Annotated in this window: 11 protein-coding genes; 9 read left to right on the plus strand and 2 right to left on the minus strand. The window is 62.4% G+C overall.

Going from position 1 to position 17,530, the window contains the following annotated elements; translation table 11 throughout:
* Position 1: 1 nt before the first annotated feature.
* The 5 genes from CEW89_RS14195 to CEW89_RS14215 all read left to right on the plus strand — a co-directional run bounded on the left by CEW89_RS14195 (position 2) and on the right by CEW89_RS14215 (position 9,310).
* Entirely contained in the window at positions 2-976 is a 975-nt protein-coding gene (locus CEW89_RS14195) for an LOG family protein (protein ID WP_096806332.1), read from the plus strand.
* Positions 973-2,352, plus strand: a complete 1,380-nt coding sequence (locus CEW89_RS14200; protein WP_096806333.1) for an MBL fold metallo-hydrolase RNA specificity domain-containing protein — start codon at positions 973-975, stop codon at positions 2,350-2,352. Before CEW89_RS14195 ends, CEW89_RS14200 begins: the two co-directional genes overlap by 4 nt.
* Positions 2,353-2,506: 154 nt before the next feature.
* Complete coding sequence (locus tag CEW89_RS14205) at positions 2,507-5,962, plus strand: transglutaminase family protein (protein ID WP_096806334.1); 3,456 nt, start codon at positions 2,507-2,509, stop codon at positions 5,960-5,962.
* 30 nt (positions 5,963-5,992) lie between these two features.
* The gene (locus CEW89_RS14210; protein ID WP_096806335.1) at positions 5,993-8,416 is read left to right on the plus strand and encodes a circularly permuted type 2 ATP-grasp protein; all 2,424 of its coding nucleotides are present in this window, start codon (positions 5,993-5,995) and stop codon (positions 8,414-8,416) included.
* A gap of 3 nt (positions 8,417-8,419) precedes the next feature.
* Complete coding sequence (locus tag CEW89_RS14215) at positions 8,420-9,310, plus strand: transglutaminase family protein (RefSeq protein WP_096806336.1); 891 nt, start codon at positions 8,420-8,422, stop codon at positions 9,308-9,310.
* Here the strand turns inward: CEW89_RS14215 and CEW89_RS14220 are convergent.
* Together CEW89_RS14220 and ygiD are read right to left on the minus strand one after the other, a co-directional pair.
* Complete coding sequence (locus CEW89_RS14220) at positions 9,307-10,272, minus strand: glutathione S-transferase family protein (protein WP_096806337.1); 966 nt, start codon at positions 10,270-10,272, stop codon at positions 9,307-9,309. The two genes, CEW89_RS14215 and CEW89_RS14220, sit on opposite strands and share 4 nt — an antisense overlap.
* A gap of 11 nt (positions 10,273-10,283) precedes the next feature.
* Positions 10,284-11,102: a 4,5-DOPA-extradiol-dioxygenase gene (gene ygiD, locus CEW89_RS14225; protein WP_096806338.1), complete on the minus strand. Its 819-nt coding sequence runs from the start codon at positions 11,100-11,102 to the stop codon at positions 10,284-10,286.
* Between the two features lie 145 nt (positions 11,103-11,247).
* On the opposite strand from ygiD, the gene CEW89_RS14230 reads away from it, so the two are divergent.
* From CEW89_RS14230 to CEW89_RS14245, 4 genes are all read left to right on the plus strand, one after another.
* Positions 11,248-12,174: a LysR family transcriptional regulator gene (locus CEW89_RS14230; protein ID WP_096806339.1), complete on the plus strand. Its 927-nt coding sequence runs from the start codon at positions 11,248-11,250 to the stop codon at positions 12,172-12,174.
* Between the two features lie 101 nt (positions 12,175-12,275).
* The gene (locus tag CEW89_RS14235; protein WP_096806340.1) at positions 12,276-14,192 is read left to right on the plus strand and encodes an elongation factor G; all 1,917 of its coding nucleotides are present in this window, start codon (positions 12,276-12,278) and stop codon (positions 14,190-14,192) included.
* A 159-nt stretch (positions 14,193-14,351) separates the two neighbouring features.
* Positions 14,352-15,515, plus strand: a complete 1,164-nt coding sequence (locus CEW89_RS14240; RefSeq protein ID WP_096806341.1) for an efflux RND transporter periplasmic adaptor subunit — start codon at positions 14,352-14,354, stop codon at positions 15,513-15,515.
* Between the two features lies 1 nt (position 15,516).
* Positions 15,517-17,463, plus strand: coding sequence for a MacB family efflux pump subunit (locus tag CEW89_RS14245; RefSeq protein ID WP_096806342.1), 1,947 nt, complete (start codon positions 15,517-15,519; stop codon positions 17,461-17,463).
* Positions 17,464-17,530: the final 67 nt, after the last annotated feature.

Raw genomic sequence — 17,530 nt, forward strand, 5'->3', positions numbered from 1 at the left:
GATGGCCAAGACAGAGGACATCCGCGCGCGCAAACCCTTGCCCGTGCGGGAGGACATGCGGGAGATCGAACTGCCGGAGTGCCTGCCGAAATCGGAGCAGGAGGACGTGCAGGCGCCAGAGCTGATCCGCCGCATCATGGCTAGTCCGAACTATCGCCTGGCGGACGAGGACGTGGATTTCCTCAACGAAGACGAGATGCGCGGCGCGCGGCTGATGCTCGACTACCAGAAGGCGGAAATGCTGTTGCAGGAGCAGGGCATTGCCCATTCCATCGTGGTCTTTGGCGGGACGCGCATTCCGGAGCCCTACGTGGCGCGAGCGCGGGTGGATGAACTGCGACGCGAATGTGCGGCCTGTCCCGGGGATGAGGAGCTGAAACAGAAACTCGCGATTGCCGAGCGGGTGGCGGCGAAAAGCCGGTATTACGACGTGGCGCGCGACTTTGGGCGTCTCGTCGGTGCCGAGGAAGGACCGCACGGCAACCGTCTTGTCGTCGTCACGGGCGGCGGGCCGGGGATGATGGAGGCGGCGAACCGCGGCGCAAGCGAGGCCGGGTCGCGCACCGTGGGGCTCAATATCAACCTGCCGCGCGAACAATTCCCGAATCCCTATATCACGCCGGGCCTGTGTTTCCGGTTCCGCTATTTCGCCCTGCGCAAGCTGCATTTCCTGCTGCGGGCGCGGGCGCTTGTGGTGTTTCCTGGCGGCTATGGCACGCTCGATGAGCTGTTCGAGACGCTGACCCTGATCCAGACCCGGAAAATCCGCCCTGTGCCGGTGATCCTCGTTGGGCGAGACTATTGGAGCCGGGTGTTCGACGTCGATTTCCTCATGGAGGAAGGCGTGATCGACCCGGAAGACCGCGATCTGTTCTGGTTCGCGGAAGAAGCGCAGGAGATCTGGGACGACATCCTGCGCTGGTATGCGCGCACCGGGCGCGATCTCGTCGCCCCGCCTGAAAGGAGACCGGAATGAAAATTTCCTTCCACGGAGCCGCCCGCGAGGTGACGGGCTCGTGCCATCTGATCGAATGCGGGGGCAAGAAGATCCTTGTCGATTGCGGCATGTTTCAGGGTGGGCATGAGCTTCATGACGATAATGCCGCGGAGTTCGGATTCAATCCGAAAGACATCGACGTGGTGTTGCTGACCCATGCCCATCTCGACCACTGCGGGCGTTTGCCCTTGCTGGTGAAACGCGGCTTTGACGGCGAGATCATCGCCACATCGGCCACCCGCGATTTGGCGCGGCTTGTGATGATGGATTCCGCGCATCTCCACGAAGAAGAGGCGCGGCGGCACCATCGTCATGGCGAGCGGGGCGGTCACAACGAGCCGCTCTATGACACGATGGATGCGCTCGATGCGGTCGACCTGTTCGGGCGCAACGCGGCCTATCGCCAGCCGATTCATCTCTTTCCCGGCATCACGGCGACCTATTTCGACGCGGGCCATATCCTTGGCTCCGCCTCAATCCGATTGGAACTGTCGGAGAACGGGCGGCGCAAGGTTGTGCTGTTCTCGGGCGATCTCGGACCACAGGAGCGTCCGCTTCTGAACAACCCGGTGCCGCCGGACGATGTCGACGTGGTGATCATGGAGACCACTTACGGCGACCGCGATCACCGCAGTCTGGAGGCCTCGGTCGAAGAATTTTACGATGCGGTCAATGCCGCCGATGCCCGCGGTGGCAATGTCATCATCCCGACCTTTGCGCTGGAACGGGCGCAGGAATTGCTCTGGTTTCTGCGCGACGGCATGACCAAGGGGCGCATCCGGCGGTCGATGGCGGTGTTCCTCGACTCGCCCATGGCGATCTCGGCGACGCGGATTTTCAAACGCCATCAGGACGTCATGCGCCCGGAGCTGCGCGATCAGTTCCGGGAGGGCAAAGACCCGTTCGATCTGCCGGAGTTGCATTTCACCCGAGAGGCGCAAGACTCGATGGCGCTCAACCGCATCCGGTCCGGTGCGGTGATCATGGCCGGCTCGGGCATGTGTACCGGCGGGCGGGTGCGCCATCACCTGCGTCACAACCTGTCACAGGCGGATTGTTCCGTGATTTTCGTGGGCTACGCCGCCGAGGGCACTTTGGCGCGGATCATCATCGACGGCGCGAAAGAGGTTAAACTCTTTGGTGAGATGATCCCGGTGCGGGCGCAGATTCACACGATCAACGGATTTTCCGCCCATGCCGATGCCGACGATCTGCGGCACTGGCTGGGGCAGACCGGTACGCCGGAGCGCGTGTTCCTCGTCCATGGCGAGGCCCGCGCGATGAAGGCCTTTGCCGAGACGCTGGATGTGCCGGAGATCGAGATGCCCACCGTGGGGCAGAGTTTCGATCTCTGAGGTGAGACCGTCGACGAAAGTGGCGATGAAAAATTAGGCGCCCTGCCCGAATCTCCCGCGATTCCGGCAGGGCGTTGCGTTTTCGCCGTGAAGCCATCGGGACCGCCTTCTAATCTGGCTGCAAACCAGACTGCGAAAGGGCGAAGGCAGGACTATGGCGATCTACGCATCCATTCATCACGTCACCCATTACAAATACGATCGCAACGTCGAGCTTGGCCCCCAGATCATCCGCCTGCGCCCCGCGCCGCATTCGCGCACCCGGGTGATTTCGCATTCGCTCAAGGTGACGCCCGCCGGGCATTTCGTGAACCACCAGCAAGACCCTTACGGCAACTGGCAGTCCCGTTTCGTCTTCCCGGAGCCGGTGCGCGAATTCAAGATCGAGGTCGATCTGGTCGCCGATATGACGGTCTATAACCCGTTCGATTTCTTCGTCGAGGAAAGCGCGGAACATTGGCCGTTCGAATATCCTGCCGATCTCAAGGACGATCTGGTGATCTACCGCACGCCGGAGCCCGAAGGCCCGCTCTTGGCGCAATTTATGGGCGCGCTCGATTTCCCGAAAGACGGGGAAAAGGTCCGCACGGTCGATTTTCTCGTCGGGCTGAACGCCAGGATTTCCGATTTCGTGGATTACACCATCCGGATGGAACCGGGGGTGCAGACGCCGGATGAGACGCTGTCGTGCAAATCCGGGTCGTGCCGCGACAGTTCCTGGTTGCTGGTGCAGGTGCTGCGCCATCTGGGTTTTGCCGCGCGCTTCGTCTCCGGTTATCTCATTCAGCTCAAACCCGATCTTGAGGCGCTCGATGGGCCCTCCGGTACGGATCACGATTTCACAGACCTGCACGCCTGGTGCGAAGTCTTCCTTCCCGGTGCGGGCTGGATCGGGCTCGATCCGACTTCCGGGCTTTTGACCGGGGAAAGCCATATTCCTCTGGCTGCGACGCCGCATTATCGCAACGCAGCGCCCATCGCCGGGGGCTTTTCCTCGGTCGGCACGCCCGAGGTCACCTTCGATTTCGACATGCAGGTCAAACGCGTGGCCGAACATCCCCGGATCACCAAACCCTTCTCGGAGGAAAGCTGGGATCGGCTCAACGCGCTGGGACACAAGGTGGACGAGGCGCTGAAAGAGGGCGACGTGCGCCTGACCATGGGCGGCGAGCCGACCTTTGTGTCGATCGACGATTTCGAGAGCGATGAATGGAATACCGCCGCCGTCGGGCCGCAAAAACGCGGATTGGCCGACAAGCTGATCCGCCGTCTCAGGGATCGCTTTGCGCCCGGTGGCTTTCTGCATTACGGGCAGGGCAAATGGTATCCGGGCGAAAGCCTGCCGCGTTGGACCTTTTCGCTTTACTGGCGCCATGACGGCAAACCGGTTTGGAAGAACCCCGATCTGATCGCCAAGGAAGACACGCCGGCCCCCGCCGGGGCGAAAGAAGCCGGCGATTTCATGAAGAGCTTTGCGGCGAACCTTGGCGTCGATCCGGAGAACGCCCAGCCTGCCTATGAGGACCCCGGTGAGTGGATTTTGAAGGAATCTTTGCTGCCGGAAAACGTCACGCCGGAGAATTCCAAGCTCAAAAACCCCGAAGATCGCGCCCGCTATGCCCGCGTGTTCGGACGCGGCCTGACCGAGCCGTCGGGTTATGTTCTGCCGATCCAGCGGTGGCAATCGAAAGCGGGGTCGAGCTGGCTCTCCGAGCTTTGGAAAACCCGGCGCGGGCATCTGTTTCTGATCCCCGGTGACAGCCCGGTGGGCTTCCGCCTGCCGCTCAATGCCTTGCCCTATATCCCTCCCGCCTCCTATCCCTATTCCTACCCCGCCGATCCGATGATGGATCACGCGCCTTTGCCGGATTTCCATGCCGCGCTTGATGAACGCCGCAAAAAGGTGCGCGAAGAGATCGCCCAGATGGAACGGGAAGAGGCCGCGCGCATCGCATTGGAGGCCAAGGAGCGCGCCGAGATGCTGCCCGAAACCACGGGCGAGCGCAGTCAGCCGGTGTCCGAGGCGCAGAGCGACGGTGTGGAACGGCAAAGGATCATGGCGCAGGGCGTCGATCCGAGAGGCGGTCAGGTGCGGACCGCGATCACCATCGAGCCGCGCGACGGGCGTTTGTGCCTGTTCATGCCGCCCTGTGAGGCGCTGGAGGATTACCTCGAACTGCTCGCCACGGCGGAAACCACCGCCGAGGAACTTGGTCTGCCGATCCATATCGAGGGCTATTCCCCGCCGCACGATCCGCGTCTCAATGTCATTCGCGTCGCCCCCGATCCGGGCGTGATCGAGGTGAATATTCACCCGGCCCATAGCTGGGACGATTGTGTGGCGACGACCGAGGCGATCTATGAAGAGGCGCGCCAGTCGCGGCTTGGCGCCGACAAGTTCATGATCGACGGGCGGCACACCGGCACAGGCGGCGGCAACCACGTTGTGGTCGGTGGCGCGACGCCGTCGGACTCGCCTTTCCTGCGGCGTCCGGATTTGCTCAAGTCGCTGATCCTGATCTGGCAACGGCACCCGTCGCTGTCCTACCTGTTCTCGGGCCTGTTCATCGGGCCAACGTCACAAGCCCCGCGCATCGACGAGGCGCGGCACGATACGCTTTACGAGTTGGAGATCGCGCTCTCGCAGATCAAGCCGCCGTCCGAGGCCGCTGTTCCGCCTGCGTGGCTGGTGGACCGACTGCTCAGAAACATGCTCACCGATGTGACCGGCAACACCCACCGCGCCGAGATTTGTATCGACAAGCTGTTCTCCCCCGATGGGCCGACCGGGCGTCTGGGCCTCGTCGAATTCCGCGGCTTCGAGATGCCGCCGGACCCGCGCATGTCTTTGGCGCAGCAGCTTCTCCTGCGGGCCATCATCGCGCGCTGTTGGAATGCGCCCATTGAGGGCAAGCCGGTGCGCTGGGGCACGGTGCTGCACGACCGTTTCATGTTGCCGCATTACCTGTGGGAAGACCTGCTTTCGCTTCTCGCGGATCTCAAACATCATGGCTTCGACATGGACCCGGAGTGGTTCAAAGCGCAGGCGGAATTCCGGTTCCCGTTCTGCGGTCAGATCGAGGCGGAAGGCGTGCATCTTGAGGTGCGACAAGCGCTGGAGCCCTGGCATGTTCTGGGCGAAACCGGTGCCATCGGTGGCACGGTGCGCTACACCGACAGTTCGGTCGAGCGGCTACAGGTCAAGATGACGACACTGCATCAGGATCGCTACCGGATCATGTGCAACCAAAGGCCGACCCCCTTGGCGAAAACCCAAACCTCGGGCGTGTCCGTCGCCGGTGTCCGGTTCAAGGCCTGGCAACCGCCAGAGGCGCTGCACCCGGTTTTGCCGGTCAATGCGCCTTTGCATTTCGACATCTATGACGACTGGACAGGCCGGCCCATCGCCGGTTGCACCTATCATGTGGCGCATCCGGGCGGGCGGAATTATGACACTTTCCCGGTGAACGGCAACGAGGCCGAAGCCCGGCGTCTGGCGCGGTTCGAACCCTATGGTCATACCCCCGGAAGCTATACACCGGGAACCGAAGTGCCGCACCCGGAGTTCCCCTTGACGCTTGACCTCAGACGGCCCATTGGGCTCATCTGAGGTATCTGACGACGAGACCGGACTTTCGCAATGACGCAAAACCCGATACGGGTCTCCGCCCAGCCGGACCTGTTTGCCTCCTATGGGCAAACCTCCGGTGTGGCCGACGAGCTGTTCGACGCCACGGGCCAGATGCGGCCCGTGTGGCGCCGTTTTGTCGATCGGTTTTCCCGGCTGTCTCCTGAAGACATCCGCTCCCGCTTTGAGCGCGGGGATCAATACCTGCGCGATGCGGGCGTGTTTTTCCGGCAATATTCCAACGATCCCCTCGCCGAACGTGCCTGGCCGCTGTCGCATATTCCGGTGATCCTGCATGAGCTGGAATGGGAGCATATCTGCGCGGGTCTGACGCAACGCGCCGATCTGCTCGAACGAGTGATGGCCGATCTTTACGGCCCCGGCAGCCTTGTCAGTGACGGTCATCTGCCCGCCGAACTGGTGGCGCGCTCGCCGCAATGGTTGCGCCCGATGGTGGGGGTCGAGCCGCGCGGCGGGCATTACCTGCATTTCATCGCCTTCGAGATCGGGCGCTCGCCGGATGGCTCGTGGTTCGTTTTGGGCGACCGGACACAGGCGCCTTCGGGGGCGGGGTTCGCGCTTGAAAACCGGATGGCGACGGGTCGGATCTTCCCGGAACGCTTCCCGCGCGCGCACATTCACAAACTCGCCGGGTTCTTTAGCGCCTTCCGCGAAGCGACCGAGGAACTGGCCTCGCCGTCGTACAAACACCTGCGCATGAGTGGCATCCTGACGCCCGGCCCGTCGAACGACACCTATTATGAACATACCTATATTGCGCGCTATCTCGGCATGATGCTGCTCGAAGGCGAGGACATCGTGGTCGAGAATGGCGAGGCCATGGTGCGGACCATCGAGGGGTTGCAGCCGCTTGGCATGCTCTGGCGCCGGATCGACGCCCTGTTCGCCGATCCGCTGGAATTCAACCCCACCTCGCAGATCGGCACGCCCGGTCTGATGGAGGCCGTCCGCACCGGGCATCTGGCGATGGCCAATGCGTTTGGCTCGGGTGTCTTGGAAATGCGGGCGATGATGGCGTTTCTGCCCCGGATCAGCGAGGTGCTGATGGGGGAGGCTCTCAAACTGCCGAACATCGCGACGTGGTGGTGCGGTGGTGTGAACGAGCGCAACTATGTGCGAGACAATGCCCAAAACATGCTGATCAGCCCGGCGGATGCGGTGGACTTGCCCTTTGATCTTGGCGCGACTACGGCGCTGGGCGGCGAGTTCCGCGGCACGGCCATGGGGTCTATTGCTGACTGGCTCGATCGCGAAGGCGACCGGTTGGTGGGGCAGGAGGCGGTGACGCTGTCGACCACACCAGCCTGGGATGACGATGGTGAAAGCGGAAGCCTCGTGCCGCGTCCGATGACCGTGCGGGTCTTTGCGGCGCGGACTGCGCAGGGTGGCTGGCACTTCATGAAGGGCGGTTATGCAAGGATCGGCAGTTCCGGCGATGCCACGGCGCTTGCGATGCAGCGTGGCGGGTCCGTGGCCGACGTTTGGGTGGTCTCCGACCGGCCGCTGCCGAAGGAAGGCCCGAAGCGCCGCGTCGAGGGCAATTATCGCCGCGTTAGCCCCGGCGTGCTTCCGGCGCGCGCCGCCGACAATCTGTATTGGCTCGGGCGCTATATGGAGCGGACCGAGGATGCCGCGCGTCTGGTACGGGCCTATCATCTGCGGCTGGCAGCGACCGACAACCGCAACGATCCGCGTCTGAAGATGTTGCGCGACTATCTCGAAGGCTTCGGTATCGACCTTGCCCAGCCCATGCCCGAAGCTCTGATCACCCGGATCGCGGCGGCGCGCAATTGTGCCATGCGGGTGCGGGACCGGTTCTCGACCGATGGCATGTCGGCGCTTGGCGATCTGTTGAAAACCGCGACGCGGATGCTTGAAACGGTTCAGCCCGGCGATGACAGTGCGCGGGCTATGTCGGTTTTGGTGCGCAAGATCGCCGGGATCACCGGGCTCGTGCATGAAAACATGTATCGCTTTGCGGGCTGGCGGTTTCTGAGTTTCGGGCGTGCCCTTGAACGTGCCGATGCGATGGCCGCCCTTCTGGCGGCGTTTTCCGATCCGAAAGCGCCCGAAGGCTCGCTCGATCTTGCCGTCGAGGTGGGGGATTCGATCATCACCCACCAGCGTCGGTATCGGGTTGAGAGCAACCGCGACACGGTGGTCGATCTTCTGGCGCTTGATGCCGACAACCCGCGCGGGTTGTTGTTCCTCGTGCGGGAACTGCGCAAACATGCCGAGGCTTTTCCCAACGCACAGCTGCATGGCCGTCCGTCGGAATTGCTCCGCGTGATCCTGCCGCTTGAGACCGGGATCGCCTGTGCCCGGACCGAGGAAATGACGGTGGCGCGGTTCCATGCGATCCGGGGCGAGTTGGCGCGCATCTCCGATCTGCTGTCCTCAATCTATTTGAGGTAAGCCATGCTTTATGATGTCAGCCTGACCATCGACTATAGCTATGATGCCGCCTCCGACCGGACGCGTAACATCCTGCGGCTTTTGCCCTCCGATATCCCCGGCGTGCAGACCGTGTGGCAAAGACTGCTAACGGTCCATCCGCGCCCGCAGGAGCGCCGCGACGGGCGTGATTTTTTCCTCAACGAAACCAGTATGGTGGCGTGGCACCGGCCGATTGACGCGCTGAAACTACAACTGACCGCCCGGATCGAACGGTTTGAACCGGCACCGATTTTCGACTTCTCACCGCCGCTTGACGAGTTGCACCATGAGCTGTTGATGGTGCCGTCTCTTGCCCCGGAGGCGCCGCATCATTTCATCGCCGCCTCGCCGCGCGTCGCGCTTTCGGGGGCGATTACGGAGTATGCCTGGGAGTGCCTGAACGAAGGCGTGACCGCCTTGGGGGCGGTCGAGGCCGTTGGGCGGGCGCTCAATCGCGACATGGCTTTCGATCCGGAGGCGACCGATGTCGATACGCCGCCCGAGGAGGCCTTTGAGAAACGCCACGGCGTCTGTCAGGATTTCGCCCATGTGATGATTGCGGCCCTGCGCGGCATTGGCATTCCGGCGGGGTACGTTTCGGGTTTTCTGCGCACCTTCCCGCCGCCGGGTCAGCCGAGGCTCGAAGGCGCGGATGCGATGCATGCCTGGGTGCGCGCCTGGGTTGGCAACCAATTGGGTTGGATTGAATTCGACCCGACGAACAATCAGTTCGCCGGGACGGATTATATCACCATCGGCTATGGCCGCGACTATGAGGACGTGGCCCCCGTCCGGGGCGTGATGCGCACCTCCGGCGGGCATGAAACCTCACAGGCGGTCGATGTGTTGCCGATCGAAGAGGGCGCGGCTTAGGACGAGGCCAGAAGGGCCTCGATATGCGCCGGTCCGGTGGGGCGAATGCCCGTGGGATTGAGCGCCTTGATCGAATAATAGCCTCGCGTGATGTGATCCATATTCACCGTTGCCCGGATGCCCGGAAGGCGCAGAATGCGCTCCATATAGGCCGAGAGGCGAGGGTAATCCGCGATCTGTTTGCGATTACATTTGAAGATGCCGTGATAGGCGGCATCAAAGCGGATCAGGGTCACGAAGGTGCGAATATCCGTTTCGGTCAGATGTTCGCCGAACTGGTAGGTGCCGGTGAGCCGGTCTTCCAACGCTTCCAGCATCTCGAACACGCCCTCGACCGCCTCATCGTAAGCCTCCTGCGAAGAGGCAAACCCTGCCTTGTAGACCCCGTTGTTGAGCTTGTCGTAGATCTGCGGGTTCAGCGCGTCGATCTCGCCTGCGAGCTCCTCCGGGTAGAGCCGGACATCCGAGGGCACGAGATGTTCAAACGCGGTGTCGAGCATGCGGATGATGTCGGCGCTCTCGTTGTTGACGATGGTTTCCGTCTTGGTGTCCCACAGAACCGGCACCGTGGCCCGCCCTGACACATGCGGATCGGCGCGGGTGTAAAGCTCGTGAAGATAGGCGGCCCCATACAGCGGATCGGCCACGTCGGCGCCCGGATAGCCGCCGAATTGCCACCCCTGATCGGTCAGCGTCGGGTTCAGCACCGTCACGGGAATGATTTCTTCGAGCCCTTTGAGGGCCCGCGCCATCAGAGTGCGCGAGGCCCAGGGGCAGATATAGGCGACGAAAAGCCGGTAACGCCCGGCTTCCGCCTTGAAACCGCCCACACCCGTCGGCCCCGCAGAGCCGTCCGGCGTGATCCAGTTGCGAAAGCTCGACACTTGCCGCACGAAGCGGCCTTTCTTGTCGGCCTTCTGAACCGGGGTCCAGTTTTTCGTCCAAACGCCTTCAACAAGCATGATCGGCCCTCTCAGTAATAGACGAAGCTGCGCATCGAGACGGAGCCGATGTCGATCGAGTCGTTCATGAACAGCAGATGGTCGTCTTTGTCCGAAGCCCCCGCGATGGTGAGCGCAGGCAGGTAGTGATCAAGCGACGGGTGCGCCATTTTCAACAGATTGCCGAGCCCTTGCCGGTCGCTCAGCGTGGCGTGGTCGCGCATTTGCAGACGGTCGGCAAAGAGATCGTCGAATTCTTCGGCCCAGTCATAGGGCTTGCCGCCCCAACGCATGGTGCGCAGGTTGTGAACCACGTTGCCGGAACCCAGAATCAGCACGCCGCGATTGCGCAGCTCCTTGAGTGCCTGTCCGATCTCAAGATGATGCGGCAGGTCCTTGGTCATGTCGATCGACAGTTGGAACACCGGCACATCGGCGCCCGGATAGAGGAATTTCAACACCGACCACGCGCCGTGATCAAGCCCCCAAGTGTCGTCGCCTGCGGCATGGTGGCTGGCCAGCAGGCTCACCACTTCTTTCGCCACATCGGGCGCACCGGGGGCGGGGTATTGCTGGGTGAAAAGCTCGTCCGGGAAGCCATAGAAATCATGGATGGTTTTCGGCATGCGCGAAATATCCACCAGCGTCGACCCGCGGGTCATCCAATGCGCGGAAACCACGAGGATCGCCTGCGGATGCGGCAGGGCATTACCGAGCGCAGACCAGCTGCGGGAATATTCGTTGTCTTCGATGGCGTTCATCGGGCTGCCATGGCCGAGGAACACGACCGGCATGCGGTCGGAGGATTTCAGGCTGTCTTTGAGCTGACGAAGCTGTTGTACGATGCTCATGGTCGTCTCCTTTCATCGCTCTTCCGATCTGGGATCGGGGCGCGAGCGGTCTGATGTCTTGCATAGAAGATGGCACTTGCGCGGATCGAATAGAATGGCGAAGGTGTGGAATAACTTTCTCCATATTGTTCTTAATGAGGATGCCATGGATCTGATCGACGGATTGCGCGCCTTTGTCGCCACGGCGGAGACCGGGTCTTTTACCGGGGCGGCGGACCGGCTTGGGATCTCCAACCGGCTGACCTCGAAATATGTCGCGGAACTGGAAGAGCGCCTTGGCGTGCGCCTGTTGCAGCGAACCACGCGACGAGTGGGGCTGACCTCTTCGGGGGAAGATCTCCTGTCCCGTGCGCCGGCGCTTCTCGACGATCTCGACGCCATGCTGGGTGAGGTCACCGAAGACACGCGCGGATTTTCCGGTACGATCCGCATTTCGGCTCCCGTCACCTTTGGCGAGGTCTACGTCAAGGATCTGCTGGCGCGCTTTGCAGCGCCGCATCCGGAACTGATCATCGACCTGCGGCTGAGCGACGCCTATGTCGATCTCGCGTCCGGCGGCATTGATCTGGCTTTTCGGATCGGGGCCTCGGACGTGTCCTCGCTCAAGCGCCGCAAACTCGGCATGCTGCGCTCGGTGCTCGTGGCGTCCCCGGCCTATCTCGAAGCCCATGGCATTCCCGAAAAGCCCGAAGACCTGATGGATCACCAATGCATTCTCGACACCAACCGGCGCAATCCAATGCGCTGGCCTTTTGGCGTCGAAGGGCAGGAGGTGTTCGTGCAGGTGCCGGGGCGGTTTATGGTCAACAGTGCCCGCGCCGCCCGCGATCTGGCGGTTGCCGGGCATGGCGTCGCCTTTTGTCCGACCTTCGTTCTGGGCGACGATCTCGAGGCGGGGCGACTTGTGGCCTTGATGCCGGAGAGTGTCGGGCCTCAGCATCCGGTCAGCGTCGTCTATCTCGAAGGGCGCACCCTGCCGCGCAAGGTGCGGGCGCTGATCGACTTTGCTTTGGTGGATTTCCGACGCACCGGCGGGTTGGCGAACGGGACGGAAGAAAACCCGCAAACTTGACCTGAGCCAAGGTCAGGGCGCATCCTGACCTGTAGCTTCACTCCGACACGACCCATTGCGGGCCCATTCGGGGTCCGCGGGGCAGCTCGGGAGACATAGCCATGAAAACCGTCACCATTCTAGGACCGTCACAATCCGGCAAATCGGCATTGGCCGCGGCGCTTGCCGGGCTCGATACGGGCAAGCCCCGTTCTCTGAGCCTGTTCGGCGAGACCGCGGTGACCCTGTTTCGTTATCTCGATGAGGATTGGGCGCTTCTCGATTGCCCTGGCGGGGCCGAAGGGTTGGCGCAGGCCGGTGCGGCGCTTGCCGTGAGCGACGCTGCCGTGCTTTGCGTTCCGGCGGAAGCCGAGGCGGCGGTTCTGGCTGCGCCGTATTTGCGGCTGCTGGAGGCGTCCGGCCTGCCGACGCTTGTTTTCATCAACAAGGTGGATGCCGCCACCGACCGCACCGCCGAGATTGCAGCGGCGCTTCAGGCCTATTCTGCCCATGGCATCGTGTTGCGCGAAGTGCCGATCCGCGAAAATGGCGAGATCACCGGCATGGTCGATCTGATTTCCGAACGCGCCTGGGCCTTCAAGGAAGGCGAGCGTTCGGCTTTGGTCGAAATGCCGGATTCCGCCCGCGCGCGCGAAGCGGAGGCCCGCGCCGAGCTTTTGGAACATCTCGCCGATTTCGATGATCGACTGCTCGAAGAGCTGATCGAAGATCAGAAACCGATGTCCGATGAGCTTTACGACGTGGCGACGAAAGTGTTGCAGCATCATGACCTGATCCCCGCCTTTCTCGGCTCCGCGACGGGGGCCAACGGGCTGACGCGGCTGATGAAAAGCCTGCGTCACGAGGTGCCTGCGGTGGATACACTCACCGAACGCTTCGGTGCGACGCCGGTGGCCGTCGGGATTTTTGCCGATCAGATCAAACACCTTGGCAAGACCGTTCTGATCCGTGCCGTGGGTGAGACGTTGAAACCGGGCTCTGTGCTGATGGGGGAAACCATTGGGTCACTGGTCGACATCGACACGAAAACCGCGCTCTCCGAATTGGCTCCGGGAGCCATCGGGCTGACCGTGAAAACTGATCATCTCGGCTTGCGCGCGCCGATCTATGGCGCCTCGGAGGCCATCGACACGCCCGACTGGGCCGTGCCGCACAAACCGAAGAACCGGGTGCTTTTGGTGCCGCAGAACGAACGCGACGAGGCGCGACTTTCGGCGGCGCTCGGCAAGCTGGCGGACATCGACCCCGGTCTGGCCATTGAACAGGATGCGCAAAGCGGCAAGGCGGTTCTGGCCACCCAGGGGGCGTTGCATCAGCGGCGTGTGCTCGAAAAACTCACCGAGGTGTTCGGTGTTCCCGTCGACACCCAACCTATCCCGCCCGCGTTGCGGGAGACCATCTCGAAACCCGGCGGCACGCATTATCGCCACCGCAAACAATCCGGCGGGGCCGGGCAGTTCGCCGATGTGGTGGTCGAGGTCGCGCCTCTGGCCCGTGGCGAAGGCTTTGTCTTCGAGGAGGTCGTGAAGGGCGGCGCCGTGCCGCGCAACTACATGTCCGCCGTCGAGGCGGGGGTGCGCGATGCGCTGGCCGAAGGACCGAACGGTCTGCCGGTCGTCGATGTGAAAGTCACGCTCACCGATGGCAAGCATCATGCCGTGGACAGTTCAGACTTCGCCTTCCGGACGGCGGCGAAGGCGGCGGTGCGCGAGGCCTTGGCCGCGTGCAAACCGGTGGTGCTGCAACCGATCGACAAGATCGCGATTCACGTGCCGAGCGTCTATTCCGGCGGGTTGATGCCGATGGTGACCGGGCTCAAAGGGCAGGTGCTCGGCTTTGACGCCCATCCCGATGCCGCTGGCTGGGATGTGTTCAACGCGCTCTTGCCCGCCATGGCCGAGGGGGAGCTGTTCCAGTCCCTGGGCGGTGCGACCCGGGGTACGGCTTGGTTCGAGGCGGAGCTCGATCATTACGAGGAAACCTATGAACCTTTGGCACAGCTTGTTCCTGCGGGATGAAGTGACGCATGGGCATGAGACAAAACCGCCGGGACTTCGGGTTCCGGCGGTTTTTCGTGATGATTTTCCGGTGGACGCGACGGAGTGTGCGCCTATCTGCGTATCATGTCTTAAATGCGGGTTTCACGGCCCGTTTCTGTTTCGCTTGAAAGGTTTGTCATGAAAACCCCGTTGCGCCTGCTGATCGTCGCTCTTGTGGTTGTGGCCGGATATTTCGGTTGGACCTGGTACAGGGGGGATGCCGAAGTTGCGCCACCGCAGACGGCGGAGGTGGCCCGCGGCACGGTGCAGCAAACCGTCCTGGCCTCCGGTGTGATTGAGGCGAGCCAACTGGTCAGCGTCGGCGCGCGGACCTCGGGTCAGATCGAGGAACTGGCGGTTGCCTTGGGCGATACCGTGGCGGCAGGCGATCTGATCGCGCAGATCGACAGCGAAGATCAGCAGAACGACCTTTTGCAGGCGCAGGCGGATCTCGCCAATATCGAGGCACAGATCGCGGCGAAGCGCGCCAATATCAAACAGGCGGAACTGAGCCTGACCCGGGTCACCAGCCTTCATGCCCAGAATTACGCGTCGCAGGAAGATGTCGAGGCGGCCGAGGCGACGCTTGAGGTCTATCAGGCCGAACTCGATGCCTTGAACGCGCAAAGATCCAGTGCTGAGGTCAAGGTTTCGACAGCGCAGATCGCGCTGGACCGGACGAAAGTGACTGCGCCCATGACCGGAACGGTGGTTGCCGTTGTGGTGGACGCGGGCCAGACGGTGAACGCCAGCATGGATGCCCCGACCATTGTGAAGCTTGCCAATCTCGACAAGATGATCGTCAAGGCGGAGATTTCCGAGGCCGATGTCGTGCATGTCGCGCCGGGGCAGAGGGTTAGCTTCACCATCCTGGGCGAACCGGACAAGGCGTTCGAGGCCACCGTGCGTGACGTCGAGCCTGCGCCGTCCGAGATTGAGGACAGCGATACGATCAGCACGGATGAGGCGATCTATTACAACGGGCGGCTCGAGGTTGAGAACCCCGACCATCTGTTGCGCATCGGCATGACGACCGAAGTGTCCATCGTGCTGGACGAGGCGGTCGATGTGCTGACCGTGCCGTCTTCGGCGCTGAGCGGCGGGGCGGACGGGCGTTACACGGTCGAGATTTACGACGCAGCCGACAACACGCGCCAAGCCCGGCCGGTCGAGGTCGGCCTGAACAACAAGGTAATCGCGGAAATCACGTCGGGCCTGAACGAGGGCGATCTCGTGGTGACAGGTGCGGCGGTGAGCGCCGCGACCGGCAGCACCCGGATGGGGCCGGGAGGGATGTTCTGAGATGACCGAACCGCTTATTTCCGCGCGTGGCATCAGCCGCTCGTTTCAGGCCGGGGACGAAACCATCACCGTGCTGCGCGATGTCGATATCGACATTTATCCGGGCGAGATGGTCGCGATCATCGGCGCTTCGGGGTCGGGGAAGTCGACGCTGATGAATATCCTTGGCTGTCTCGACCGGGCCAGTTCCGGGACCTACAGTTTCAGTGGCAAGGATGTGAGCGATCTCGAACCCGACGAGTTGGCGCAGCTCCGGCGCGAACATTTTGGTTTTATCTTCCAGCGCTATCAACTGCTTCCCGATCTCGATGCCGTGGGCAACGTGGAAGTCCCCGCGATCTACGCCGGGGCCGGTCGGGCGGCGCGGCGCGAGCATGCGAAAGAGCTTCTGACCCAGTTGGGGCTCGACACCCGCCTCGATCACAGGCCTTCTGAATTGTCGGGTGGCCAGCAACAGCGGGTCTCTGTTGCGCGCGCTCTGATGAACGGCGGTGAGGTGATCCTCGCGGACGAGCCCACAGGTGCGCTCGACACCAAAAGCGGCGAAGACCTGATCAACCTGCTTCTGGAACTGAATGCCAAGGGCCACACCATCGTCATGGTGACACACGATCCGAAGGTGGCCGAACACGCCCATCGGATCGTCGAGATCAGCGACGGGCGGATCATTTCCGACACGCGCAAGGAAGATGGCGCATCGTCACGGGCCACAATCGAACGTCCCATGAAACAGGCCGCCGGGCTGGGCGCCTCTTTCCGGCGCCTGACCGAAGCCTTCAACATCTCGCTCAAAGCCATGCTGGCCCATCGCACGCGGTCTTTCCTGACCATGCTGGGCATTATCATCGGCATCGCCTCGGTGGTTCTGGTGGTGGCGCTCGGAAACGGGTCGCAGGAGAAGGTGCTGGAGAACATCTCCTCGCTCGGGACGAACACGATCACCGTGCGGGCAGGCTCCGGTTTCGGGGCGCGGGATCAGGGACGGATCGAGACGCTCGTGCCGTCGGATGCCGATGCGCTGGCGCTCATGGATCTTGCCGACAGCGTTTCGCCTGCCGTCTCGTCCTCCGCGACGGTGCGTTATCGCAATACCGAAGCCTCGGCGTCGATCAATGGCGTGTCCGGCGATTACTTTCAGGTGCATGCCTATGAGACGATCCTAGGCTCCGCGTTCGGCGATGAGGACATCGAGGGCTACACGCAGGTTGCCGTGATCGACGAGGACACAGAGGACACGTTTTTCGATGAAGGCACCGATCCGCTCGGCGAGGTGATTTTCCTCGGCAACGTGCCGGTTCGGGTGATCGGCATCGTGCGCTCCACCGGCGCAACCTTCGGCCCTTCGTCGCTCAATGTCTGGGTGCCCTATACCACGGCTATGGCGCGGGTCTCCGGCCAGGATAACCTGAGCAGCATCGGTGTCCGGGTTGCCGACGATTACGACATGGATCAGGCCGAAGTGGAAATCACCGCGCTTCTGACCGCACGTCACGGCACCAAGGATTTCTTCCTGTCGAACTCCGACACGATTCGCGAAACCATCACCTCGACGACTCAGACGCTGACTTATCTCGTGGCGATGATCGCGGTGATTTCCCTTGTTGTCGGCGGTATCGGCGTGATGAACATCATGCTCGTCTCCGTCACCGAACGGACCAAGGAAATCGGCGTGCGCATCGCCATTGGTGCCAGGCGTTCGGATATCGTCAGCCAGTTCCTGATCGAAGCGGTCATGGTCTGTCTCGTCGGCGGTGTGCTCGGTATTCTGGGCGCGCTGACTGGCGGCTATCTGATTGAGGAATTCGCCTCCAGCGTGCGGTTGAGTTTCTCGACCACCGCGATTGTCGTGGCCTTCCTGTCGTCGACCCTGATCGGCGTGACCTTCGGCTTCCTGCCAGCCCGCAATGCCGCACGGCTCGATCCGGTGGTGGCGCTGAGCCGGGAATGAGTGCACATATCTTGACTAAAAAACTAGGATAATCTATCCGAGGGCAAACGCCAGCTGAATGGATCAG

The organism is Celeribacter ethanolicus (assembly GCF_002407265.1).
Classification (GTDB): Bacteria; Pseudomonadota; Alphaproteobacteria; order Rhodobacterales; family Rhodobacteraceae; genus Celeribacter; species Celeribacter ethanolicus.